General features: G+C 63.0%; 18 protein-coding genes and 1 pseudogene. 10 read left to right on the top strand and 9 right to left on the bottom strand.

From position 1 onward, the window contains the following. The first annotated feature begins 74 nt into the window (after positions 1 to 74). Positions 75 to 854, top strand: coding sequence for a 2-keto-4-pentenoate hydratase (locus tag Q3C01_RS20090; protein WP_458147041.1), 780 nt, complete (start codon positions 75 to 77; stop codon positions 852 to 854). Between the two features lie 282 nt (positions 855 to 1,136). Here Q3C01_RS20090 and flgH read toward each other — a convergent pair whose 3' ends face one another. From flgH to flgF, 4 genes are read right to left on the bottom strand one after another with little or no spacing between them, the layout of a single operon-like run. Beyond that, entirely contained in the window at positions 1,137 to 1,901 is a 765-nt protein-coding gene (gene flgH / locus Q3C01_RS20085) for a flagellar basal body L-ring protein FlgH (RefSeq protein ID WP_458147040.1), read from the bottom strand. A gap of 3 nt (positions 1,902 to 1,904) precedes the next feature. Next, the gene (gene flgA / locus Q3C01_RS20080; protein ID WP_458147039.1) at positions 1,905 to 3,005 is read right to left on the bottom strand and encodes a flagellar basal body P-ring formation chaperone FlgA; all 1,101 of its coding nucleotides are present in this window, start codon (positions 3,003 to 3,005) and stop codon (positions 1,905 to 1,907) included. Positions 3,006 to 3,014: 9 nt separating this feature from the next. Then, a complete protein-coding gene (gene flgG / locus Q3C01_RS20075) occupies positions 3,015 to 3,803 on the bottom strand; it encodes a flagellar basal-body rod protein FlgG (protein WP_449377073.1) in 789 nt (262 codons plus the stop codon). Between the two features lie 21 nt (positions 3,804 to 3,824). Beyond that, complete coding sequence (flgF, locus tag Q3C01_RS20070; RefSeq protein ID WP_458147038.1) at positions 3,825 to 4,586, bottom strand: flagellar basal-body rod protein FlgF; 762 nt, start codon at positions 4,584 to 4,586, stop codon at positions 3,825 to 3,827. Positions 4,587 to 4,972: 386 nt separating this feature from the next. On the opposite strand from flgF, the gene fliL reads away from it, so the two are divergent. The 4 genes from fliL to Q3C01_RS20050 are packed head-to-tail and all read left to right on the top strand — an operon-like array spanning position 4,973 to position 7,918. After that, the gene (gene fliL / locus Q3C01_RS20065; RefSeq protein WP_458147037.1) at positions 4,973 to 5,473 is read left to right on the top strand and encodes a flagellar basal body-associated protein FliL; all 501 of its coding nucleotides are present in this window, start codon (positions 4,973 to 4,975) and stop codon (positions 5,471 to 5,473) included. Positions 5,474 to 5,491: 18 nt separating this feature from the next. Beyond that, positions 5,492 to 6,694, top strand: a complete 1,203-nt coding sequence (gene fliM, locus Q3C01_RS20060) for a flagellar motor switch protein FliM (protein ID WP_458147036.1) — start codon at positions 5,492 to 5,494, stop codon at positions 6,692 to 6,694. Then, the gene (locus Q3C01_RS20055; protein ID WP_458147035.1) at positions 6,691 to 7,134 is read left to right on the top strand and encodes a DUF6468 domain-containing protein; all 444 of its coding nucleotides are present in this window, start codon (positions 6,691 to 6,693) and stop codon (positions 7,132 to 7,134) included. The genes fliM and Q3C01_RS20055 overlap by 4 nt, the downstream gene beginning before the upstream one ends. Before the next feature lie 7 nt (positions 7,135 to 7,141). Continuing rightward, entirely contained in the window at positions 7,142 to 7,918 is a 777-nt protein-coding gene (locus Q3C01_RS20050; RefSeq protein ID WP_458147034.1) for a MotE family protein, read from the top strand. 1,637 nt (positions 7,919 to 9,555) lie between these two features. Here Q3C01_RS20050 and Q3C01_RS20045 read toward each other — a convergent pair. Then, the gene (locus Q3C01_RS20045) at positions 9,556 to 9,744 is read right to left on the bottom strand and encodes a hypothetical protein (RefSeq protein ID WP_458147033.1); all 189 of its coding nucleotides are present in this window, start codon (positions 9,742 to 9,744) and stop codon (positions 9,556 to 9,558) included. Positions 9,745 to 9,892: 148 nt separating this feature from the next. Next, a complete protein-coding gene (locus tag Q3C01_RS20040) occupies positions 9,893 to 12,562 on the bottom strand; it encodes a VCBS domain-containing protein (protein WP_458147032.1) in 2,670 nt (889 codons plus the stop codon). A gap of 15 nt (positions 12,563 to 12,577) precedes the next feature. Between Q3C01_RS20040 and Q3C01_RS20035 the strand changes: the two genes are divergently transcribed. The 3 genes from Q3C01_RS20035 to Q3C01_RS20025 all read left to right on the top strand — a co-directional run bounded on the left by Q3C01_RS20035 (position 12,578) and on the right by Q3C01_RS20025 (position 15,085). Further along, on the top strand, positions 12,578 to 13,102 hold the full coding sequence (locus Q3C01_RS20035) for a hypothetical protein (RefSeq protein WP_458147031.1): 525 nt from the start codon (positions 12,578 to 12,580) through the stop codon (positions 13,100 to 13,102). Positions 13,103 to 13,501: 399 nt separating this feature from the next. Further along, positions 13,502 to 14,170: a FecR family protein gene (locus Q3C01_RS20030; RefSeq protein ID WP_458147030.1), complete on the top strand. Its 669-nt coding sequence runs from the start codon at positions 13,502 to 13,504 to the stop codon at positions 14,168 to 14,170. Positions 14,171 to 14,221: 51 nt separating this feature from the next. Next, positions 14,222 to 15,085 (top strand): tetratricopeptide repeat protein, encoded by an 864-nt coding sequence (locus Q3C01_RS20025; RefSeq protein ID WP_458147029.1) that lies wholly within the window; start codon positions 14,222 to 14,224, stop codon positions 15,083 to 15,085. Positions 15,086 to 15,408: 323 nt separating this feature from the next. Here Q3C01_RS20025 and Q3C01_RS20020 read toward each other — a convergent pair whose 3' ends face one another. Next, positions 15,409 to 18,204, bottom strand: coding sequence for a UPF0182 family membrane protein (locus tag Q3C01_RS20020; RefSeq protein ID WP_458147028.1), 2,796 nt, complete (start codon positions 18,202 to 18,204; stop codon positions 15,409 to 15,411). 243 nt (positions 18,205 to 18,447) lie between these two features. Between Q3C01_RS20020 and Q3C01_RS20015 the strand changes: the two genes are divergently transcribed. After that, the gene (locus Q3C01_RS20015) at positions 18,448 to 22,161 is read left to right on the top strand and encodes a tetratricopeptide repeat protein (RefSeq protein ID WP_458147027.1); all 3,714 of its coding nucleotides are present in this window, start codon (positions 18,448 to 18,450) and stop codon (positions 22,159 to 22,161) included. 95 nt (positions 22,162 to 22,256) lie between these two features. Then, positions 22,257 to 22,493, top strand: coding sequence for a hypothetical protein (locus tag Q3C01_RS20010; protein WP_458147026.1), 237 nt, complete (start codon positions 22,257 to 22,259; stop codon positions 22,491 to 22,493). Positions 22,494 to 22,605: 112 nt separating this feature from the next. Here the strand turns inward: Q3C01_RS20010 and fliP are convergent, their stop codons facing one another. Next, positions 22,606 to 23,361, bottom strand: a complete 756-nt coding sequence (gene fliP, locus Q3C01_RS20005) for a flagellar type III secretion system pore protein FliP (RefSeq protein ID WP_458147025.1) — start codon at positions 23,359 to 23,361, stop codon at positions 22,606 to 22,608. Further along, a pseudogene (locus Q3C01_RS20000) lies at positions 23,358 to 23,675 on the bottom strand (flagellar biosynthetic protein FliO); the annotation flags it as partial. The gene fliP and the pseudogene Q3C01_RS20000, both read right to left, overlap by 4 nt.

Raw genomic sequence — 23,675 nt, 5'->3', positions numbered from 1 at the left:
CGCAGCGCTTGTCAGGCGGGGGCGGGAATGCTGAAGTGCTGCCTCGAGTTGCGTAGCGTGGGGAGTCGGCGACGATGGACAGAATTCTCGCAGCCGCAAAGGAGATCGCGCTGGCGCGCCGCAATCATGCCCCGCTCGCGACGCTCGAGGTTCCACCCAGGGATGAGGCGGAGGGTTACCAGATCCAGCGTGCACTGCACGACCTGCTGCTGCCCCATATCGGCGCACTGGTCGGCTACAAGATCGGCTGCACCAGCCAAGTCATGCAGGACTACATGCAGATCGACCATCCCTGCGCCGGCGGCGTGTTCGATAAGGTCGTGTATGACAGCCGCGCAAAGCTGGCCACTTCCGACTATGTCCGCGTCGGCGTCGAATGCGAGATCGCCGTGCGGCTGAAGCGCGACCTTGCCCCTGGCGAAGCGCCGTTCACCGCCGAATGGGTCGGAGAGGCGGTCGATGCTTACGCTCCCGCGATCGAGATCGTCGACGACCGTTATGTGAAGTGGGAAACCATGGGCGCGCCGACGCTGATCGCGGATGATTTCTTCGCCGCCGGCTGCGTGCTTGGCGCCACAGTCGACCGCGCCAATGTACCCGATCTTCGGGCGGTCACCGGCCGCGCCCTCGTCAATGGCGAGGAGGCGGGCAAAGGCACCGGCGCCGACGTGCTCGGCCATCCCCACAACGCGCTCGCCTGGCTTGCCAATCATCTCGCCGCCGAAGGCAAGGGCCTGCATGCTGGCCAGCTCGTGCTCACCGGCAGCCTCGTGAAAACGCTGTGGCTGAAGGCCGGCGACAAGGTCCGCATGGAGCTGGACGGGCTCGGCGTGGTGGAGGCGAAGTTTACATGAGGGCAATAGCCTCATTTCCCACAGTCATTCCCCGCAAAGGCGGGGAATCCAGTACGCCGCAGCATAGCGATTGAATCAAAGGCGTCTCGGAGTACTGGATCGTCCGCCTTCGCGGACGATGACAGTGTTCGTTTGTCCCAACTACCGGAATCGTGGCGAGCCGACAGCCACAATAACATCGACCAAAAATCATGCGGCCTCCGGCAGGGGAGCTACCGGAGGCCGCGTAGAACATCGCGTTGTGCCTAGGTTCACAACGAGATGTGGGAGCTCGGGAGAAGGCTAGAAGGGCAGCAGCACGTCCATCACTTGCTGGCCGTAGCGCGGCTGTTGCACGTCCATGATCTGGCCGCGGCCGCCATAGGCGATGCGGGCCTGGGCGATCTTGGTGGAGTCGATGGTGTTGTCGCTCTGGATGTCTTCGGGGCGGACGATGCCGGCGACGATCAGCTCGCGGATCTCGTAGTTGACGCGGATCTCCTGCTTGCCTTCGACGACCAGGTTGCCGTTCGGCAGCACCTGGGTGACGACGGCGGCGACGTTGGTCTGCAGGGCTTCCTGTCGCGCCACGCTGCCCTTGCCGTCGCTGGAGGCCGTCGAGTCGGCTGTGAGGATGCGGCCGGGCAAAATCTTGTTGGCCTGGGTGATGGTCTTGGAGCCGATGAAGTCGGTGATGCCCGAGTCTTCCTTGTTGGTCCGGCTGCGCTGAGTCTCGTTCTCGATATTGGCCTTGTCGGTGATGTTCACGGTCACCGTCAGGAGGTCGCCGACCTGATGGGCGCGCTGGTCCTTGAAGAAGGCGCGGCTGCCGTTGCGCCATAGCGAGTTCGGATTGTAGGAGGCGACTTCCGGCTTCGGCATCGGCATCTGTACCGGCTTGTAGCCGGGCTGCGTCGTCGGATTGTCGATCGCCGACAGTTTCGGCTGCTCGCCGATCTGCGACAGGCGGTCGATCGAGGAGCACCCGCTCGCAAAGGCGAACGTTGCGAGCAGTGTGCCGGAGAGGGCGATACGACGAAGACGGGCCACGGAACTGAACTTGGACATGATTTACTCTGACTTGGCTTGTGCTTGCGCGATCTGGGTTGGCGAAACCGGGGTCTGGATCAGGCTTTGGGCGAGGGCGGCCGCTGCCGGCGTCTCCTCGTGCTTGAGGGATGAGGTCTGCTCGACCGCGGGCGCGGCCGGCGCGGACTGGCTCGCGCCCTGCACTGTGACCTGGCCACGGCCGGTGACGATGCCCTGGAGCGTGCGCTTGGACTGCATGTTGAGGACGGAGACGGTATCGCCCTCGGAGCCGCTGTCGACCGCCTTGCCGCGGGTCGTGAGGTAGAGGCCCGGCACCTGGTAGATGATGGTGACGTTCTGGTCGCGCTGCACGAGGTCGGGCTTTGCGATGTCGGCGACGCGGATCGGGGTGCCCGCCCGCATCGGATGACGGAGCTGCATGCCGACCGCGCGCTCGCGCGAGGCCGCTTCGCCCTGAACGTCCGCCCTCGGGCGGCGCTCCAGGACGACGTCGGACGACTTCAGCATCTCGGTGCGGTCGATGTCGCGGGTCAGCACGGCGACCTCCACGGTCTCGATCGCGGCGCCGGTGAGGCGCAGCCTGGTCGGCGCGAGGCTATTCTCGTTATTGATCTCGAAGCTCAGGTCGAAGCGGCCGCTGCGCGCGTCATAGCGTGTGGCGGTCGCCTGGAGCGCGCCGGTGTTGGAGGCGTCCAGCCGCACATCGGAGACGCCGCGATCGAAGGTGACTGTGATGTTCGCGGCGTCGCCAAGGCCGAAGCGGTGCTCGAGCGCGGAGGCGACCGCGAGTTCGAGATCCTTGTTGGCAATCGTGCGCGCGAGCCGCGTGACCGTGACTTCCTTGAGGTCGCCGGTCATCACGCCGATGACCTGTTTTGCGCGCAGCACGCTCAGGACGTTCGCGACCGGCAGCGCGCCGGTGGTGCCGAGATCGGGCGAGCGATAGACCGGGATCTGCGCGGCAGAGCCCGCATTTTCGATGAGATCGCCGACTCGCACCACGTCGGAGGTGACGGTGATGCTGGCGCGCAGCGTCGGCGGCGCGATGCCGTCGTCGGCGGCGCACGCTGGTGCTGACAGCGCGAGCAGGGCGGCGAGAGTGGTGATGGTTTTGCGCATCATCGTTACTCCCTAGCGGAACAGCGCCGTGGTGGATTGCATCATCTGGTCGGCAGCACTGATCACCTTGGCGTTCATTTCGTAGGCGCGCTGGGCCGCGATCAGGTCGCTCATCTCCGAGACGACGTCGACATTGGCCTGTTCGAGGCTGCCCTGCGTGATCGTGCCGTAGCCCTCGGAGCTCGCGGTGCCGTCCTGCGGCGCACCGGAGGAGGGCGTCTCGGTGAACTGGTTGTTGCCGACCGGCTGGAGGCCCGCCTTATTGATGAAGCGCGTCAGCGCGAGCTGGCCGATGATGGACGAGGTCGACGAGCCCGGCAGTGTCACCGAAACCTGGCCCTGCACGTTGACGGTGAGGCCCGAAGCGTTGTTCGGGATCGTAATGGTCGGCTGCACCGGATTGCCCTGCGCGGTGACGATGCGGCCCTGGTTGTCCATCTGAAAGGTGCCATCGCGGGTGTACTGGTAGGTCCCGTCAGGCATCAGGATCTTGAAAAAGCCCTCGCCTGAAACCGCCAGATCGAGATCGTTGCCGGTTTGCGACAGCGTGCCTTGCGTCATGCTGCGCGGCGTTCCGACCGTCTTGACGCCGCCGCCGATATCGACGCCGACCGGCAGGATTGTGCCCTGGTCGGACGACTGCGCGCCGACGCGGCGGATGTGCTCGTAGATGAGGTCCTGAAACGCCGCGGTCTGCTTCTTGAAGCCGGTGGTGCGCAGGTTCGCGATGTTGTTGGAAATGACCTGCACGTTGAGTTCCTGTGCCGCCATTCCGGTCGCAGCGGTGTGAAGCGCTTGCATGTCAATCGTCTCCTGATGGCGTTACGCTGGAACGTCGGCGAGCTTCTCGATCGCCGATTTGTGCATGTCGCTCTGCTGCTGGAGCAGGTTGGCGACCTGGGTGTACATCCGCATCACCTCGACCATCCGGCTCATCTCGCCGACCGAATTCACGTTCGACTTCTCGATGTAGCCCTGGCGCACGGTGGACTTGGCGTCGGCCTGCTGGTTCGCCGAACCCTGGGCGTAGAGATTGGCGCCCTGCTTGGCGAGTTTCTGCGGATCGTCGAAGGCGACCATGCGGATCTTGCCGCGGATGGAGTCGACACGGGCCGTGCCCTCGAGCACCGTCACCGTGCCATCGGGCGCGACGTTGATGTCATGGTCGGTCGGCTGGAAGGTGATCGGGCCGGCATTGCCGAGCACGAGATTGCCATCCGATGTGACGAGCTGGCCCTGGTTGTTGAGCGAGAACTTGCCGTCGCGGGTGTAGCGCTCGCCGCCGGCGGTCTGCACCGCGAAATAGGAATTGCCGTCGACCGCGAGGTCGAGCGGGTTCTTGGTCTCCTCCATCGGGCCCTGGCCGACGTCGCGGAAGGTGCCGCGGTCCTGCACATAGGAGACCCGGCGGTCGGAGCCGACGAAATTGTCTTCATGCGCGCCCGAGTTGAGGAATTCCTCAAACAGCGTGCGATCGGCCTTGAAGCCGTTGGTGTTGGCATTGGCGACGTTGTTGGCGATGACATCCATCTGCCGTTCCAACGTCATCTGCCGCGATAAACCGACCAGAAGCGCGTTCTGCATCGGATGGTTCTCCCCTGTGGAGGTCCTGCTTCGCCGCTCTCCCAAGCGTCTTGGCCGACCCGTCGATGAGACCTTCGGGCTCTCCCAAACCGTCCGGTCTCGGCCTTTCCTGAGCGAAAGCCGTGCCAACGCAGAAAGGGACGTATTTACAGGTGCTTAGGTGTTTGGAAGGGGTGGGCGAGGGGCGGCAGAAAGGTTCTGTTGACCATGTTTGCCCGGCAGATTTTTCCTAGCGCAAGGGCAATCGAAAGGTTCTGTTAACCATCATTACCTTAGCGTTTGCAGCTATGAGGAGCGCGTTGCGCGCTGGGGCATTTGTATCGCGTCACTGGCCGACCAGAGGCTTCGCTCTCTCAGACCCTTTATAGTGAGCGAGCGCGGCGACCATGGCAGAGAACGAAGCGGAAGGCGGCGCAGCCACTGACGGCACTGAGGCGGCCCCGCCGAAGAACAAGCTCAAGCTCATCATCATCGCTGTCGCCGTGCTCGCCATTCTCGGCGGTGGCGCGGCGACCTGGTTCCTCTTCCTCCGTCACGGCGATGATGAGCACCATGCCGAGGTCGCGCCGCCGCCGAAGCCGCCGGCCTTCGTCGACGTGCCCGACATGATGGTCAACCTCGCCGGCGCGCCCGGCGAGCGCGTGCAATATCTGCGGCTGAAGATCGTGCTCGAATTGAAGGAAGAGAAGCAGATCGAGGCGATCAAGCCGACGATGCCGCGCGTCACCGACATCTTCCAGACTTATGTGCGGGAACTCCGCCCCTCCGACCTCAACGGCTCGGCCGGCATCTTCCGCCTCAAGGAAGAGCTGACCAAGCGTGTCAACGCGGCGGTCGCGCCGATCCAGGTCAGCGCGGTGCTGTTCAAGGAAGTCGTGGTGCAGTGAGGGTAATGGGCTAGCGCCATGGCGGGCAACGATCCAGTCGACCAAGATGCCATAGCCGCCCAATGGGAGGCCTCGCTTGATTCCGAGGATCCCGCGGAGGCCGCGAAGGCTGCTGCCGAGAACGAACTATCCGAGACCATGGCCCTGCAATGGGCGGCCATGGTCGAGGACGGCAGCCGCGATCTCGGCAACGGCAAGAACTCAGGCGAGCGGGTGCTGTCGCAGGAGGAGATTGACAATCTCCTGGGCTTCACCGTCGGCGACGTCACGCTCGACGACCATTCCGGCATTCGCGCGATCATCGATTCGGCGATGGTTTCCTACGAGCGTCTGCCGATGCTCGAAATCGTCTTCGACCGCCTGGTGCGGTTGCTGACGACTTCCTTGCGCAATTTCACCTCCGATAACGTCGAAGTCTCGCTCGATCGCATCACCTCGGTGCGTTTCGGCGACTACATGAACTCGATCCCGCTGCCGGCCGTGCTCTCGGTGTTCAAGGCCGAGGAGTGGGAAAACTTCGGCATGGCGACCGTCGATTCCAGCCTGATCTATTCGATGATCGACGTGCTGCTCGGCGGCCGCCGCGGTACGAGCCAGCTCCGCATCGAGGGCCGGCCCTACACCACGATCGAGACCGAACTGGTCAAGCGGCTGGTCGAGGTGGTGCTGGCCGATGCCGAACAGGCATTCCGCCCGCTGTCGCCGGTGACCTTCACGATCGACCGCCTCGAGACCAATCCGCGTTTCGCCGCGATCAGCCGTCCCGCCAACGCCGCGATCCTGGTGCGCCTGCGCATCGACATGGAAGATCGTGGCGGCAACATCGAATTGCTGCTGCCCTACGCGACCATCGAGCCGATCCGGGGCGTCCTGCTCCAGATGTTCATGGGCGAGAAGTTCGGCCGCGACACGATCTGGGAAGGTCATTTCGCGACCGAGATCGTGCAGGCCGAGATCGCGGTCGACGCAGTGCTTTACGAGGCCGACATCCCGCTCAAGCAACTGATGCGGCTCAAGGTCGGCGACACGCTGCCACTGGACATGCGCGCGGATGCCAACGTGACCGTACGCTGCGGCAGCGTCACGCTCACCGAAGGGCGGATGGGACGCGTCGGCGACCGCGTCGCGATCCGTGTGACGAAACCCCTGCGCAAGCCAGGTACGACACTTGCGATGTTCGAGAAGGCCGACGAGCAGAACAAGATGATGGAGGCACCATGAACCACTCCTTAGGCATGGCGATCGAGATGCTGGTCGCAATCCTCCTGATGCTGACGATCGGCTACTGCATCCTGCTCAACAAGCGGCTGACACGTTTGAAGGCGGACGAGCATTCGCTGAAGGCCGTCATCGCCGAGTTGATCACCGCGACCGAGATCGCCGAGCGTGCGATCGGCGGGCTGAAGCTCGCCGTTCGCGACGTCAACGAAAATCTCGGCAGCCAGCTCGCCGCCGCAACACAGATGTCCGACCAGCTCTACCGCCAGCTCGGCGAGGCCGACAACGTGGTTCGGCGCCTCTCCAAGATCGCCATCGCCGCACGCCCCGTGACGAATCCGGAAGCAGCAGCCCCGGTCGCCAAGCCCTCGGCGGCGAAGGCGGTGGCGGCGGCTGCAGAAGCCTTCACCGAGCGCAGAAGATCCAACGGGATTGCCGCATAAAGTCGCTATGAAATCCTTCCGTAACATCCGCGTCATTCCCGTCGTACTGATCGCAGTCGCCGCCCTCGCCACGCTGAAGGTCGCGGGCCTCGTGATCAACGGCGGCTATGTGTTCGACTATCAGCCGAACACGACCAAGAAGTCCTGGGCTCAGGAGAACCTCAACTTCCCGACCGGCCGCGAAGACCCCGACATCACCGGCTCGACGCACGGCGCGCCGAAGGAGGCGTCCAAGGAGGATGCGCCGAAACCGGCCGCGCCCGAGACCAAGCCCGAAGGTCAGGTAATCAAGCCGGAAGAATCCCGCGAGCAGACCTCGCCCGCCGAGCGCGCGATTCTGGAGCGCTTGCAGAACCGCCGCCAGGAGCTCGAAGCGCGCCAGCGCGAGATCGACATTCGCGAGAGCCTGTTGAAGGCGGCCGAGAAGCGCATCGAGTCCAAGGTCGAGGAGATGAAGGCGGTGGAATCCCGCATCTCCGCCACAGCGGCCGAGCAGAAGGCGGCGGAAGCTCAGCGCCTGAAAGGCCTCGTGACCATGTATGAGAGCATGAAGCCCAAGGACGCCGCGCGTGTGTTCGATCGCCTGGAGATGGGTGTGCTGATCGAGATCGCGACGCAGATTGCGCCGCGCAAGATGTCGGACATCATGGGCTTGATGCAGCCCGAGGCTGCCGAGCGGCTGACGGTCGAGATGGCCCGCCGCGCCGGTGGCGGAGGAGACCGCTCTGCCGATGCGGCCGATCTGCCCAAGATCGAGGGGCGCCCGACGCAAAAGCCGAATTGACATGGAGGGGCTTCCCGCTCCACCGCGATGGGGCTGGGGGCTGAAGTTCGCGGTGGAGCGGAGCCGGCGAACCTCAATACGCAAGCGAAGCCCCCGGCGAGGCCAATCTGCGTCTGTGATTCGGGCGTGTTGGCGGCTAATCCGAGGCGTTGTTGGTTCGCCCATGACCACTCGCTCAGCGCACCACTCCCCTCCGTCCCGCGTTTCTCTGCAGTGCAACATCGGTCGCTGCGAGACTGGATTAAGGCGCCATTAGCTTCTGCGGCGCATGCTTCTCCGCATGAGAGTTGCAATGGCCGCACTTGTTGCTCTCCTCGCGCTTCATTACGTGGACGAGCAATTATTCGGCGCCCGGTATACCCGAGGCGCAACTGCGATGCTGTCTCAGATCATGAGGTCGTTCGGCTAAGGCGCGTCCAGACCGTTTGTCTAGTTCGCGACCCGCGGCTGAACCCCGCGACCTCCGATTCTGGCAGCCGTCGCGTCGAACCACTTTCCGACGGGAAGCGGCGTCCCGCATCGTTGCTCGATCAGCTCCGCCTTCGTGACACGCGTCACCAGATGCAGAGTGCTATGGCAACAGGAGCACTCGTAGACCTTCAGAGCATATCCCCTGGCGACTGGAACGAGAGCTATGAGTGCTCTTGCCCTGCTGCATATGATGCAATTGGCTTCCCCGCGCATCGATCGAGCCCCCGCCTGATCAATCGAAATCGGATCGTCACGACGCTATTTCATTCTGAGTCGCGCACCGGTAGCAACATCTCAATGGTTGAGCGGGCGCGCTTGGAAAACCTTACCGCGTAGATCGTTCTCGCTCATGAAGTGCGTGACGAAGCGCCTGCCTCGCGTTGCAGATGCAGTCAGATGGCGCTTCACGTTCTGAACGTGCGATCAGTTGACGCGCACAAATGTGAGATGGACGACAGTCGCACAGCGCACACTGGGACTAGCGTGGGGCCATTCGCTAATCAGCGGCGCGGAGGGAGCGATGAACCACTGCTCATCCATAGCGGAGCGCGCAATTGAGGCCATCAATCGTCTGCTGATCGCGGCGATGACGTCCGCCTGGACATCGACCTTGAGTCATCAGCACGCATTGCCGCCCTCTGAGTCTGAGGGGGATGACAGTGACGATGACGTTTGTTCCCGGCACCAGGGCTCGTCGGATTGGATCGGCAGGCCACATTGAAGGAGCCTTGCCAAATAACCAAAGTTCGCGATCAACACACGACGTTGTGAGGCATTGAATGAGCCCCGATGCGGTGCCGGGTCTGGTTTGGGTCAGCGATCTCCGATACGAGCGCGCCAGCGGGCTTCGAAAGTGTCGTAGTCCACGGCCCAAGCTTGCGAGTTCAATGGATTGGTCGGACTTGCTGCCACCGCGCCTGTCGCGTCCGCATCCATAACTGGTCGTGCCGAATTCTGCTTCGGCCACTCCAGCTCCGATTTAGGAAACATCGGCTTGCCCTCGTACCAGCATTTCCGTCCGTCGATGATGCGGTAGGACCACCAGCGTCCCTGCGTCGACGAAGGTATCGCGCTGCTGCATTGCTGCTTCGCCACGACAGCGGGTATGCCGGCTGGCAAAAGCCAGGCCGCGCACGCGGCAAGGGCGACCGATGGGAGCTGGTTCCTCATCGGTCTGTAAAGGAACTGTTTCGCTGCTGTAAGCGATTTACGGCAACGACCAAGTCTGGACGTTCGAGAACTTCGATCAGCTTATCGAGAACACGCTCAGTGCTCTGAGGTCGCGGCTGGAGATATTCTTCGAGGATTGATTGAGCTTCGCTAATCGCATCAAGTGCCAATTGTTGATCGGTCATTATTGCTTACCCATCCACAAATTCACCCAGGATAAGAGGTAGAAAAGATCAAGTCACTTTTGGGGAATATTCACGTTTTCCTCAGGCCTATGATCAAATTTTGTTTCGATCGGAACCTGCGGCAAAGCAGTCCGCCGGTCGAAATTTTTCAAACCATCAGTTCATGATGAAAGGCGGGCAGAGCGGTTGCCTCATGAACGGCAATCGGCGGATCAGCGAAGTCGTGCCCAGGCGCAAGCGGCTCAACTGCTGGGGCTCGGAGAAGTCCCGGGTGTGCTGCGTTTGCATCGACCGACGAAGGGGTAGGAGGCAGCTCTGCGAACCCGATGGCGCCCGGGCCCTTGGCATCGGCCAATTCGACCTTGAAGCGAAAGACCTCTTCAGCGCTGAGCACTGCCAGAGGGTGTGAGTCCGGGAGCGGGGGGGCTGGATCTGACGCTTCAGAATGATCCGCGGCGGTCTGAGTGGGCGCGATGCCTTGCTCACTTCCTGCACTGGAGACCGGATTGGCCGCGAACGAAAAAACAAAATGGTCGCTGTTGGCGAGATGGTCGGCATCAAGCCTGCTGATCGTCTCAGGCTTCGATTCAGCCTGGCTGATGTTGTCCCCGCTTTTGCCGGTCGTCGTCGTGCTGCTGGAACTGCTCGCGGCCACGTCGATTTGGCTGGCGTCGTTCGTTGAGGCTGGACTGGCTGCCGAGTGAAGTGTCTGACTGGCGTCGCTTCCGCCAGCTGTGCCGTCTTGTTTCGATGTCCCGTCGGTTGGTGGCGGATCCGTTTGCGTTGCGGTGGCTGGGTTGTCGAGGTCCCGGAAGCCTGCCCCGTGGATGGTAATCGTCACAACCTGCGGGGTGCCGTCGATCGTGGTCACCGTGAAGGTGTCGGTCAGCGTGTCACATGCCTTGAGCGCCTGGACCGCGCAATTGTCCTCGTCGAGTGAGTAAGTCCAGACGCCCGCCGCCGTCATTGTGAAGGTGCCGTAGCCGTGCGTGCTGCACTTTGGCGCGCAAATCGCCGTGAACGAGTTGGCCGGATTGTCGACGTCGGTGTCGGTGAGCGTGCCGGTGGCCTTCGGTGCCTCCGGAGTCTTGCAGAGGGGCTCGGTTACCGAGCCCGTGGTGGTACCGGAGATGATGGCGGGGTCGTTGGCGCCGTGGATGGTGATCGTGACGACCTGCGGCGTGCCGTCGATCGTCGTCACAGTGAAGGTGTCGGTGAGCTTGTCGCAGGCATTGAGCGCCTGCACCGCACTGTTGCTGTTGTCGAGCGTGTATGTCCATACGCCCGCCGCCGTCATTGTGAAAGTGCCGTAGCCTTTCGCACTGGCCTCGGGCGAGCACACCGCAGTGAACGTGTTGGCCGGATTGTCGACATCAGTGTCGGTCAGCGTGCCGCACGCGGTCGGCATACCCGGCTTACAGCCGGCCGCTTCGATCACGCATCCGGTCGTCTTGCCGGAGATGATGGCGGGATCGTTGGCCCCATGGATGGTGATCGTCACTACCTGTGGCGTGCCGTCGATGGTGGTCACGGTGAACTTGTCGGTCAATGTGTCGCCGACATTGAGCGCCTGTACTGCACACTTGCTGTTGTCGAGCGTGTAGGTCCAGACGCCGGCCGCCGTCATCGTGAAGGTGCCGTAGTGGCCAGCTTCGGGCGAGACGATCGGCGCAAAGGTGTTGGGCGTATTGTCGACGTCGGTGTCGGTCAGCGTGCCGGTCGCGGTCGGAATTCCCGGATTGCAGCCGGCAGCCTCGGTCACGGAGCCGGTCGTGTCGCCCGAGACGATCGCGGCATCGTTGGCGCCGTGGATGGTGACCGTCACAACCTGCGGCGTACCGTCGATGGTCGTCACGGTGAATGTGTCGGTCAACGTGTCGCCGACATTGAGCGCCTGCACCTTGCTGTTGGCATTGTCGACCGTGTAGGTCCAGACGCCCGCCGCCGTCACCGTAAACGTGCCGTAGCCGCCCGTGCTGGCCTTTGGCGAACTCACGGCTGTGAAGGTGTTGGGCGTATTATCGACGTCTTTATCGGTGAGTGTGCCTGTCGCGCTCGGTGTTCCGGTCGCGGCATTGGCAACGCCGCCCGCTTCGACTGACGAACCGGTCGTGACGCCGGAAATGATGGCGGCGTCATTGACGCCATCGATGCTGATTGTGAAGGTCTGAGAAGTGGACTGGTTGCCGTCCGAGACCGTAATGACAAAAGGATCCGTCGTGGGCGCCGTCAGCGCGTTGATCGCGTCACTGTTTGGTACGAAGGTATAGGCGCCGCTGGCGCTGTTGACATAGAGCGTGCCATAGGGGCTGCCTTTCGACACATCATATGTCACTCCAGCCAGGACCGTATCGCCGACGGTCCCGCCGCTGATACCGAAGACGAGCGGCGCGCCACTGGCGCTGCTCGCGCTGAACGTTCCGCTGGTCGCAGTGAAGTTGTCAAACACCGCCGTATCGAGTTCGACCGGTCCCGACTGAATATTGAACGTCGGCGGCGAATGAAAGATCTCGGGAACGACGATGGTGCTAGGCAGTATGATCGGAAGCGAATGTAGCTGCGCAGGAGCATCAGGCTCTGTGAAATTGATTGGCTCCAACGGCAGCCCCTCCGGGAAGGGAGTCGTGCCGGAGCCCTTTGGCCCGATCTCCCTCGAGAGATTGGCCCACACGTCATGCTCCGCCGCCTGGAGCTCCTCCATGCGAGCCGGGGTATTGGCGACCTGGCTGATGCTGACTGAAGACCCGACCTTGTTGAGTACGACCGTCTCGCCGGGATCCTCGACAATGATGTGTCGCGGGATCGCCTCCTTGGTCACGAGCTCGAACGTGCCGTGCTCGACGTCCTTGTACGTGATGCTGTCATTGTCCAGGAACGTGATGTTCGCGTCCGCGGCCTCGGCACCCTTCAGCATCGAGAACATCAATGCTCCGAGCGTCAGTATTCCGAACCCGCCCGTATGGATCCGGCCGCGAATGCTCCCGACCGGGGTTTCGAGCGTGAGGGCACCGCTCTTGGCCGACCGGCCGGCAACGAAAGCAAAGGTGCCTTTGGATATCGTGAACAGGGCCGAACGCGAGGTGCCGTCGAAATCGCAGACGAATTCGCTCAGCTCCATGCGAGCGTCGCTGGAGAGGTTGAAAATGGTGTCGTCAATGAAGCGGATGCCGACCTGCCCGTCGGCGGCAGTCTCGATCACGTCACCGAGGCAGAGTGGATCGCCAACCACGATCTGGGTGGCGACGCCGCTCGCACGCCTCAGGATGCCGCAACCGATCGCCGTGTGAACGGTGCCGATTATCTTCGGAGGCGCGACCACGGAGGTCACGTCTCCGGCCTCAACGCCGGACGCAACTAACATAGCCTTCGACCTCGTCAGTCGAGGAACTCAGACTCGGCGCGGCGCCTTTTTTCTTTCGTTCTGATCTGCCCTCGCCACGAGATCAACAAATCATGGCGCCGGCAGCCCAAGGCTTGCCCGCCGAAATCCTGATTGAGATGACCCAAGTCGATTCAAGAAAGAGACGCGTTCAGCGCGAGGTCGCCGTGAACCACTTTCGTCTCGCGGGGAGTCCGGCCCCTTCCATCGAAGCGATTTGCGTTTCCAAATGAGAGGTAGTGCAATTTTCGCGGTATTCCGGATCTGCGGAACAAAAATAGGCCGGCGGGGTGGATTTAACAACAATTAAATTATAGTATAAGGTGTTGTACTTGCGAGTTCGGAAAAGCCGCAGGATTTGAAACGAAGATCTTCTCGATGAAGGGGGAGGTCATGCGTGCACATTCGATATTTGGATTGGTGGTCGCTTTCATTCTCCCGCTCGCCGGCTTTTTGCCCGAAGCTGCGCGTGCGCAGGTCGATTCCGCCAAGCCTGCTCTTCAGAACTTTTCATCGCAGCCAATCGGGAAGGTCGTAACCGCCGCGGGCTCCGTCACGATCGAGCACGCGAATGCGGTCGTTGTTCAGGCCAACCTGCCCCCCCAAGCCAATCAGACGAAAGTTGGCGATCTCGTCTATCTGGGGGACGTGGTGCGGACGGCGAATGACGGTCGAATAGGCATCAACTTTACCGACGGCAGCTCGTTCAATCTGTCGAGCAATGCGCACATGACCTTGGACGAGTACGTCTACGACCCAAACGGAAAGTCCAATTCGACTTTCTTCAGCTTGGCCAAAGGGACGTTCACCTTCGTTGCTGGCAAGGTCGCGAAAACTGGTGACATGAAGATCGACACCCCGGTCGCCACAATGGGCATCCGAGGCACCATACCCCATGTCGAGATCTCCGATAACGGGTCGGTGAAGTTTTCTACCCTCATCGAAGAGGGCAAGAGCAAGACGACGAAGAAATCCGCAGCATCCACTGGGCCATCCGAACAGAAAGCCGACCGCAAGCTCAACTTGAACATCTGCCGACGGTGCTAGAAGCCTTCACCACGGATAGAGACTTCCCAATCCGTGATCGGGGATCCTGATATGAGGCCGAGCGCGACAGGAACCATCACCGGCGTCGTGGCGTCTGGTCTCGTCCTGCTATTGCTCGAGCTGCCGGCGGTGGCACAGGCGCCGAAGCAGGAGGGGAGCTATCTCAAGACGATTGAGCAGTGCAACAGCGTCGCGCGTGAATCGCTCGAAGCGCGAATTGATGGTTGTACCGCCTTCATCGACGCGCACGGAAGCGCGACGAAGGCCCTGGCCATCGCCTATAACAATCGTGGCAACGCTTATGCCGAAACGAGAGACTATGACCGCGCTATCCGCGATTTCGATCGATCGATCGAGCTTAATCCGGGCTACGTCAAAGCCTTCAACAACCGCGGTGTGGCCCAGCTGATGAAAGGCGAATACGACCTCGCGATCGGGTCTCTGGATGAGGCCATCAAGCTCAATCCTAACTACGCCGAGGCCTTCGCGAACCGTGCAGAGGCCAACCTGCGAAAGAACGCGTACGATCGTGCGGCGCAGGATTACGACCAGGCCATTCGTGTGCGGCCAGATCTGGCGGGCGCGTGGAGCGGACGCTGTTGGGCCCGAGCCATGCTGGGCGCTCTGCAGGCCGCGCTCGACGACTGTAACAAGGCGCTTCAATCGGTATCGAGCAATGCGGCAACGTACGATTCACGTGCTCTTGTGCACCTGAAGATGCGCCAGCTCGCCGCGGCCATCGATGACTATGGCTCGGCGCTGCGGCTCGAGCCGAAGCTGGCGAGTGCGCTTTATGGTCGCGGCCTCGCCCGGCTCAAACAAGGCGACAAGGCTGGCGGTGATGCCGATATCGTGGCGGCAGAGACAATTCAGCCCAGGATTGGCGACGATTTCGCGCGCTACGGCGTGCGGTAGATGCTGCGGCCCGCGGTCGCGCACATGGACTGACTGTCGAGGTATCAAAATCCTGTATTCAAGCAGGTTCGATGGTGCTTAGACTTCACCTGCGTCATGACGTGACGGGCGCTGGCTTACGGACTCCGCCCGCCGCTTTGGAGTAGGCATGCTCTTATGGCCCGCCTCCAACTCTTGAATCTTTCCGTTCTTCCCCACACTCGGGGGCGGGCCTTTGTTTTCAAGACAACCGTGGGTCGCGAACTGTTGACCCTGCGGAAGTCATCGGCTGTCGTGACGACGGCTGCGTGAGGCGAATGGCGGACTTCGATCGGCCGGGCCCCTCACGGACCGCCTGATTGCCGGCGGATGTCTTCGAGCAGGCTGCGCATCGCATCGATCTCCTTGCCGAAGCCTGCCCAATCACCGGACTTCAATCGCTCCATGGCCTGATTGTAGTGGGCTAGCGCCTCCTGCGCGCGTGCTGCCGCGGCTCCTTCGCTGGGCAACTCTGCGGTCGAACCCGGCACTGCCGTTGCGGGACCGCTGTTCGCGAAGAGTGCCGACAAAGCCTCCTCAAGCGTTTCCTTCATGACGACGTGCTCGCCATAGGCGGCGATCACCCGTTTCAGCTCAGGCAAATGCCCTTGCTCGGCCCGCAAATACAGTGGCGACACGTAGAGGATTGAATTCTCGATTGGGATCACGAGGAGGTTTCCTCTGATCACCCGCGATCCCATCTGGTTCCACAGCGAGATCTGCTGGGATATCTCCGTGTTCTGATGAATGCGCGCCTCGATCTGAAATGGTCCGTAGACCAGCTTCTCCTTGGGAAATTCGTACACGATCAGCTTGCCATAGCCGGGCTCGTCGCAGCGCGCAGCGAGCCATGCGATCATGTTGTCGCGGCGGCTCGGTACCATCGGGATCATCAGAAAGAACTCGGCTTGCGATTCGCCAGGCAGCCGCATGATGATGTAGTAGGGCGCCATCGCGGTCGTGCCGTCCATTGAAGAGATGCCATCGCCGGCCGGCTGGCGCGGGAATTGCCAGAGGTCCTCGCGATTGTAGAAAACATCGGCAGATTCCATGTGATAGGTCTGGAAAAGCCGAGCCTGGATGAGGAACAGGTCCTCGGGATAGCGAATGTGCCTTTGCAGATCGGCCGGCATTGCCGTGAACGGCTTGAAGAGAGCCGGGAAAATTCGACGATAGGTCGCAGCGATCGCGTCTGCCTGGTCCATCAGATAGAAGTCGACGGTGCCGTTATAGGCATCGATGATCACCTTCACCGAATTTCTGATGTAGTTGAGATTGTTGAGGCCGGACGCGCGCTGCGCGTAAGGAAAGTATTCGCTGGTCGTGTAGGCGTCCTGAATCCAGAACAGCCGGCCCTCGCTGACGACGAGGTAAGGATCGCGATCCAGAATCAGGAAGGGGGCAATCGTGCTGACCCGCTCCTGGATGTTGCGTCGGATCATGATCCGGCTGCCGTCGCCGATGTAGTCTGAAAGAAACAGGTTCACGTCGTTGAAATGGTGGGCGAAGATCAGTCGCCGTACTATGCTCGACAGCGGAACGCCGCCGACGCCGTCATAGGACGCATAGACGTTGTTCTTCCCCTTCGGATAGTCGAACTCCGGCACGGTTGCCTTGACGATGACGTAGTCCTCGGTTTGCTGCCCGTAGTAGATGCGCGGCTCGCGTATGTCGGGACCTCCCTGCGCGACCGGAGGAACGTCGTGCAGATAGAGCAGCGGAAGCCCTTCGCTGCTCTTCTGGGTGACCGGACTCATCACCGCACCATTGCCGTGGGTGAACAGGATGTGGCGGTTGACCCAGGTTTGCGCGTTGGGCGGCAGAAGCTCGGAATTCAGCTCGCGCGCCGAGAGTATCACGCTCTGGTAGGTGCCGCCGAGCCAGTAGCGGTCGACATCGAGATTGCGCAGCTTGTAGTAGGTGCGGATCTCCTGCAATTGCGCGTAAGTGTCGGCCAATGGTTGCCAATCCCACAGCCTTATATTTTCGATCGTAGCCTTGTTGGCCTCGAGCGTGCTGAAGGTCAGTGTCTGGTCCGCAGGGAACGGCTTCGGTGTGATCCGATTGAGATTGTAGGCCTCCCGGGTCAGCGCGATGTTGCGTTCGATGTAGGGACGCTCCCAGTCCAGCTCGTTTGGTTTGACATAGAACCGTTCAAAAACCGCGGGGATGATGCCCGATAGCAGGAATGCGGCGCTGAACAGCAGCGCAATCGCGGCGGTGGGGAGGCGGTAGGTGCGCACCCACAGGTTAGCCCATGCGGCCAAGGCGGCGACGATCGACAGCGCGATCAGGATCCACAGGACCGGCAATTCGACGTTGGCGTCGGTATAGCCTGCGCCGACCACCACGCCGTTGTCGCCGAACAGCAGGTGGTAGCGGTCGAGGCCGTAGGACCACGCCTTCAGGCCGAAGAAAAGGCCAAGCAGCGCCGAACCGTGGGAGATCGCCGCCGGCGACATTCGCTGGGCCCGGTCCTCGATATCGCCATGCACCCAATAGACAAATCCAGCGAACAGTGCGCTCAAGACGAGCGTCAGCATTGCCCAGTTCTTGATGGCGACAAAGGCGGGTAGGGAGAACAGGTAGAAACCGATATCCTTGCCGTACAGGGGATCGTTGCTGCCGTAGGGCACCTGATAGATGAACCTGAGCAGCGTGATCCAGTTGCCGACCTCGCCCCAGGCGACAAGCAAGCCGAAGAAGCCGCTGCTGACGGCGATCACGCCGCGCCACGGCAGTCGCTCGCGCAGGAATTCAAGCGGATCAGGCTGAGACGCAGAGGCCGCAAGTGTTGGGACAAAGGCCGCAGGCAATCGGGGTCGCCGCCCGGCAAGACCAAGCGCAATCCGCGCGTTCAGCCACAAGATGGTGGCTGTCGCTGCGAAAACGACAAGGAAGCCGGCGGTTTTGGCGCCGATCGTGATCCAGAAGACCTGCCTGTAGCCGACCGAGGCGAACCACATCCAGTCGACCAGGACGTCGCTCACGAGAGCGAGCAGGATCAGACCAATGACGACGGCGATGGCCGCGATAATGAACCCCACCGCAGCACTGCGCCGCGGCGCCTTCTGGCCGGGGCCGGCGATCCCGATCGTCATGTCCGCACTATAGCAGAATGGCGCCGGGGCGGCGCTCCCTCAACGTGCGACCGATGGAGCGAACTGACGATAGGCTGGAGGCCCGGACTGGCCGTTTCGGGAACGATGGTGCGGCGCGGCGAGTGCAGGTCAAATCAATCCGACAGCATTAACAAGTCCTTAATTGGCGAAACCTTAAAGTCGAGGGCACGCGCCGGCCCCCATTGCCGGCAATGAATCGTCGGACCGGATGAAATGCCGCCAATGGCGCGACAGGCTGCCGCTGGATTTTGGTCGCAAGCCCGTGCCTTGGTACTGACCTCGGCGCTGGGCGCGCGCCGCTATGCCAGCTGCGTTGCGGTGCTGGCTGCCTGCCTGCTGATTGGATTGGTATCGCCTGCGCGCGCCGAGCCGGTGCGAGGTGAGGCGACGTTCTCGGCCGGCGGCGGCTTTGCGCGCCTCGTCATCAAGCTCGGCGAGGACGTTTCGTCCGAGGTGACGACTGCGGGATCGATCCTGATCATCCGCTTCGAGCGACCGGTCGATGTACCGGTCGATCGCATTCCGGAAGGCGCACCCGACTACGTCAACTCCGCGCGGCGCGATCCTGACGGCAGCGCGATCCGGCTGTCGCTGGCGCGCCGTGTCACTGTCAACACCATGAACGCCGGTGAGCGGACCTTCGTAGACCTTCTGCCCGAGGGCTGGAAGGGCGCACCGCCGAGCCTGCCGATGGACGTGGTGAAGGAACTCTCCGAGCGCGCGCGCGCTGCCGAGCGTGCGCTGCGCGCCCAACGCGTGGCCGCCGAGACCAAGAAGCGCCCGCCGATCCGCGTTCGCGCGTCGGTGCAGCCGACCTTCGTGCGCTTCGTGTTCGAGATGCCCGACGGTGTCGGCGTGTCCTCGGTGCTCAACGAGCAGAAGCTGACGCTCGCCTTCAACGCCAATCTCAACTTCGATCTCGCTGATGCGGTCGTGGCAGCTCCGCCGAACGTCGCCTCGATCAAGCAGAAGGCCGACATCGACCAGACCAATGTCGAGATCACGCTGATCGGCGAGGCCGACGTGCACTCTTTCCGCGACGACAAGAATTATGTCGTCGACGTCGCCTTCCAGCCGGACAAGAACAAGGCCGCGACGACGGCCGAGCAGGTCCTGGCACCGGCAAAGCCGGCCGCGGCGCAAGGATCGCACGCGGCGGCTGAGAAGAAGGAGATGCCACGCGAGATCGCGCCGCCGACCTCTGAGACCATCGCGCGCGAGGCCAAGATCGTGGTGAAGCCCGAGACTGCCGGCGCGCCGTCGGCTGCCGAGGCGCCGAAGCCCGCGCCGGTGCAGGCCGCGCCCGAGCCTGTCGCGGCTGAAGCTGCGCATCCGGCCGAGGTGCCGAAACCTGCGCCGCCGGTCGCCGAGGCCGCCGCGCCAAAACCGATGGCACCGATGGCCGCCGAAGCGCCGAAGGAGCCGGTCGTGGACGCGCCGAAGGACATGGCGAAGGCCGTCGAGGTGCCGCCTCCGGCCGTCTCGCAGGACACCGCGCCCAGCGTCGACGCCCGCCGCGACAGCGACGGGCTGCGCGTGGCGTTCCCGCTCTCGGTTTCGACACCCGCCGCCGCATTCCGTCGCGGCGACACCGTCTGGCTCGTATTCGATACACAGAAAGCCATCGACGTCGAGCCGATCCGCGCCAAGGGCGGCGCGATGATCGGCGAGGTCAGCCGCACGCCGCTCGACAAGGGCCAGGCCATCCGCATCCGCCTCAACCGGCCGCTGGTCTATTCGCTGTCGAGCGAGGAGAACGGCAAGGAGACCAACTGGCTCCTGACGCTCGCCGACAAGATCCAGGCGACGCCGCTGCCCTTGATGATGATGCGCAACATCACTGACCCCGCGCTCGCCAATATTGCGATCCCCTTCGCCAATCCGGGCCTGCTGCACAAGCTGACCGATCCCGACGCCGGCGACACGCTTTACGTCGTCACCGCGCCGCGGCCGGTGCGCGGCTTCATCAAGCGGCAGGACCTGGTCGATCTCTCGCTGCTCGAATCCGCGCACGGCATCGCCATTCGTCCAAACTCCGACGAGGTCGGCGTCGAGGTTGGCTCCGACAAGGTGATCCTCGGCAAGAAGGGGGGGCTGACGCTCTCGCCGGTCGACGTCTCCGCCGAGCGCGCGCCGACCGCGGTGCGGCCGGTCTTCAACATCGAGGAGTGGCGCAAGGGCCAGTCCGAGCTGTTCATGAACCGCCAGAGCGCGCTGGTCGCAGCGATCGCGGCGGTCGAGCCGGCGCAGCGCTCGATCCCGCGGCTTGACCTCGCGCATTTCTACATGTCGCGCGGCATGTATCACGAGGCCAAGGCGATGACCGACGTCATGCTGGCCGATCCCCTCAACAAGGAGGAATCCTCGGCGCTGATCATGCATGCGATCGCGAGCATCCTGATCGGGCGTCCCGGGCAGGGGCTGAAGGATCTCTCCAATCCCGTGATCGGCAACAGCCATGACTCGCAGCTCTGGAAGGCGCTCGCCTATGCGCGCCAGGGCAAATGGGCGGATGCGCGCGAAAAGTTCAAGAATGTCGAGTTCGCCATCGCCTCGCTGCCGCTCGACGTCCAGCGCATCGTGACGATGGATGCGATGCGGGCCTCGCTCGAAGTGAAGGACTATGCCGGCGCCTCCAAGCGGCGCAGCGAGCTCGAGGTCGTCGGCGTGCCGCCGGACATGGCGCCGTCCTTTGCGGTGCTGCGCGGCAGGCTCGCCGAAGCGCTCGGCCACGACAAGGACGCGCTCGACGACTACAAGTTCGCGGTCGGCTCGGACGACCGGCCGGCCGCCGCCGAAGCCAAGCAGCTCGAGGTCGCGCTGCGGCAGAAGCGCGACGAGATCACCAAGGATGATGCGCTGCGTGAGCTCGAGACGCTCGCGATGACCTGGCGCGGCGACGCCATCGAGGTGAAGACGCTCCAGATGCTGGCGCGGATGTATGCCGACATGGGCCGTTACCGCGATGCGCTCGCCGCGGCCCGCACCGCGACAAAACTCCAGCCGAATGCGGACGCCTCGCGTCAGGCGCAGGATCTTGCGCAGGAGCTGTTCGCGCAGATATTCCTGAGCTCCAAGGGCGACGATCTTCCGCCGATCGAGGCGCTCGGGATGTTCTACGAGTTCCGCGAGCTGACGCCGATCGGCCGGCGCGGCGACGAGCTGATACGCAAGCTTGCCGATCGCCTGGCGTCCATCGACCTGCTCGACCAGGCCGCCGAGCTCCTGCAATACCAGGTCGATCACCGCCTGGAAGGCGCGGCGCGCGCGCAGGTTGCGGCCCGCCTTGCGATGGTCTATCTCGCCAACCGCAAGCCCGACATGGCGATCTCGGCGCTGCGCGCGAGCCGCATCAGCGATCTCTCCGGCGAATTGCGCCAGCAGCGTCTGCTGCTCGAGGCGCGCGCGCAGAGCGACGTCGGCCGCCATGACCTCGCGCTCGACATCGTCTCCAACGTCACCGGCCGCGAGGCCATTCGCCTTCGCTCCGACATCTTCTGGGCGGCGCGGCGCTGGCGCGAATCCGCCGAGCAGATCGAGCTCTACTACGGCGAGCGTTTTCGCGACTTCAAGCCGCTCAATGCGGTCGAGAAGAGCGATGTGATCCGCGCCGCCGTCGGTTACGCGCTTGCCGACGATGCGATCGGGCTGTCTCGGTTCCGCGAGAAATACGCGCCCTTGATGAGCGAGAGCTCCGACCGGCTCGCCTTCGATATTGCGAGTAAGCCGGCGGCCGCCTCCAGCGCCGAATTCGCCGAGATCGCCAAGCTCGCTGCCAGCGTCGACACGCTCGACGGCTTCCTGCGCGAGATGAAGCAGCGCTTCCCCGACGCCACCGCCCGCGCGCCCATGCCGCCGCAGGCCAAGGACGAGACCGAGCACACCGGTTCGCTGCCCGCGATCCCGCCCGTGAGGCAGATCAAGATGACCCGCTAGGCCATCTCCTACCTTCGACCTCTCGACATCCACCCGCCAAGGCGGCAATTTGCGGCTCAAGGCGCGGGTCCACGCCGATGCCGGGAGGGGATTGTATGAGCAAGCCCGTCAAGACCGAAGCCGAACTAATCGCCATGGCGAAAGCCGAATTGAAGGTCCATGCCGATTGTTCGGACGGCATGAAGATCATCGTTCTCCGCGATGGCAATAGCTGGGAGTTCCGCGACGAATCCGACCAGTCGACCATCGACAAGCCCGGCTACCCCGAATGCGTCGCCATGCTCGTGCAGATCGGCGATCACCTCAGCAAGCAATATGACCTGAAGGGGTAGGGGCAGCGCCGTTTCTCGGTTGAACGACGCTGTCTCTGGAATACTGGATCGCCCGGTCGAGCCGGCGATGACGCTGGGTGTATGGCGCGCAGCTTACCCAACGTCGAACAGCTTACCCGCCGTAACTCTGCACCAGGCTTCCCGCTACCAGGGACCAGCCGTCCACCAGCACGAAGAAGATCAGCTTGAACGGCAGTGACACCACCGCTGGCGGCAGCATCATCATGCCCATCGACATCAGGACGGAGGCGACCACGAGGTCGATGATCAGGAAGGGCAGGAACAGGAGGAAGCCGATCTCGAAGGCGCGCTTCAGCTCCGAGATCATGAACGAGGGGATGAGGATGCGGAGCGCGAGCTCGTCGGGGGTTGCCGGCGGCGGCTCGCCCGAGAGGTCCATGAACAGTTTCAGGTCCTTCTCGCGAACGTTCTTCTGCATGAAGCCGCGAAGGGGCACGGAGGCACGCTCGAGTGCGGTCTCGACGCTGATCTGGTTGGCGACCAGCGGCTTGATGCCGTCGTCATAGGATTTCTGGAGGACCGGCCCCATCACGAAGAAGGTGAGGAACATCGCAAGCGCGATGATCACCGAGTTCGGCGGCGCGGTCGCGGTACCCATGGCGGTGCGAAGCAACGACAGCACGACGACGATGCGCGTGAACGACGTCATCATGATCAGGATCGACGGCGCGATCGACAACACCGTGAGCAGCGCAATGAGCTGGATCGCGCGCTCGGTGACGCCCCCGCCACCCTGGCCGCCGAGATTGATGCTGATGTCCTGCGCATGCGCAGGCGCCGCCAGGAGAGCGGCGCCAATCAGGACAGGAACGAAAAAAACTCTACGCGGGAAAGCCGAGTGCCTCACGAAGGCGGCTTCGGACGGCCGAGCAGGGAGGCCATCTCGTCTTCGAGATTTTCAAAGCTCGTCTTTGCGGGCGCAGCCGGAGCAGGTGCCTCGTTGCGCGACGGGCGCACCGCGGGCGGCTCGGGCGCAACGGGAGGCGCGACCGTCTCGCCAGCGGGCCGGCGCAGGGCGGCCTCGAGCCGCTGCGCCATCTCGGCGAGGTTCTGCTCGGCGCTGGAAGGCACGGCCGGCGGCGGAGGCGCCGGCCGTGCCTTCCAGCGCCGAGCAGAACCTCGCCGAGATGGCGCAGCGGCTCGAGGCCGCCCTGCGCCATC

The organism is Bradyrhizobium sp. UFLA05-109, from assembly GCF_054185165.1.
This window is presented reverse-complemented; position numbering and strand designations above follow the sequence as displayed.

Coding starts and splice junctions, on each gene's coding strand:
- Q3C01_RS20090 (WP_458147041.1), top strand. CDS start 75: ATGGACAGAATTCTCGCAGCCGCAAAGGAGATCGCGCTGGCGCGCCGC.
- flgH (WP_458147040.1), bottom strand. CDS start 1,901: ATGTCCAAGTTCAGTTCCGTGGCCCGTCTTCGTCGTATCGCCCTCTCC.
- flgA (WP_458147039.1), bottom strand. CDS start 3,005: ATGATGCGCAAAACCATCACCACTCTCGCCGCCCTGCTCGCGCTGTCA.
- flgG (WP_449377073.1), bottom strand. CDS start 3,803: ATGCAAGCGCTTCACACCGCTGCGACCGGAATGGCGGCACAGGAACTC.
- flgF (WP_458147038.1), bottom strand. CDS start 4,586: ATGCAGAACGCGCTTCTGGTCGGTTTATCGCGGCAGATGACGTTGGAA.
- fliL (WP_458147037.1), top strand. CDS start 4,973: ATGGCAGAGAACGAAGCGGAAGGCGGCGCAGCCACTGACGGCACTGAG.
- fliM (WP_458147036.1), top strand. CDS start 5,492: ATGGCGGGCAACGATCCAGTCGACCAAGATGCCATAGCCGCCCAATGG.
- Q3C01_RS20055 (WP_458147035.1), top strand. CDS start 6,691: ATGAACCACTCCTTAGGCATGGCGATCGAGATGCTGGTCGCAATCCTC.
- Q3C01_RS20050 (WP_458147034.1), top strand. CDS start 7,142: ATGAAATCCTTCCGTAACATCCGCGTCATTCCCGTCGTACTGATCGCA.
- Q3C01_RS20045 (WP_458147033.1), bottom strand. CDS start 9,744: ATGACCGATCAACAATTGGCACTTGATGCGATTAGCGAAGCTCAATCA.
- Q3C01_RS20030 (WP_458147030.1), top strand. CDS start 13,502: ATGAAGGGGGAGGTCATGCGTGCACATTCGATATTTGGATTGGTGGTC.
- Q3C01_RS20025 (WP_458147029.1), top strand. CDS start 14,222: ATGAGGCCGAGCGCGACAGGAACCATCACCGGCGTCGTGGCGTCTGGT.
- Q3C01_RS20020 (WP_458147028.1), bottom strand. CDS start 18,204: ATGACGATCGGGATCGCCGGCCCCGGCCAGAAGGCGCCGCGGCGCAGT.
- Q3C01_RS20015 (WP_458147027.1), top strand. CDS start 18,448: ATGGCGCGACAGGCTGCCGCTGGATTTTGGTCGCAAGCCCGTGCCTTG.
- Q3C01_RS20010 (WP_458147026.1), top strand. CDS start 22,257: ATGAGCAAGCCCGTCAAGACCGAAGCCGAACTAATCGCCATGGCGAAA.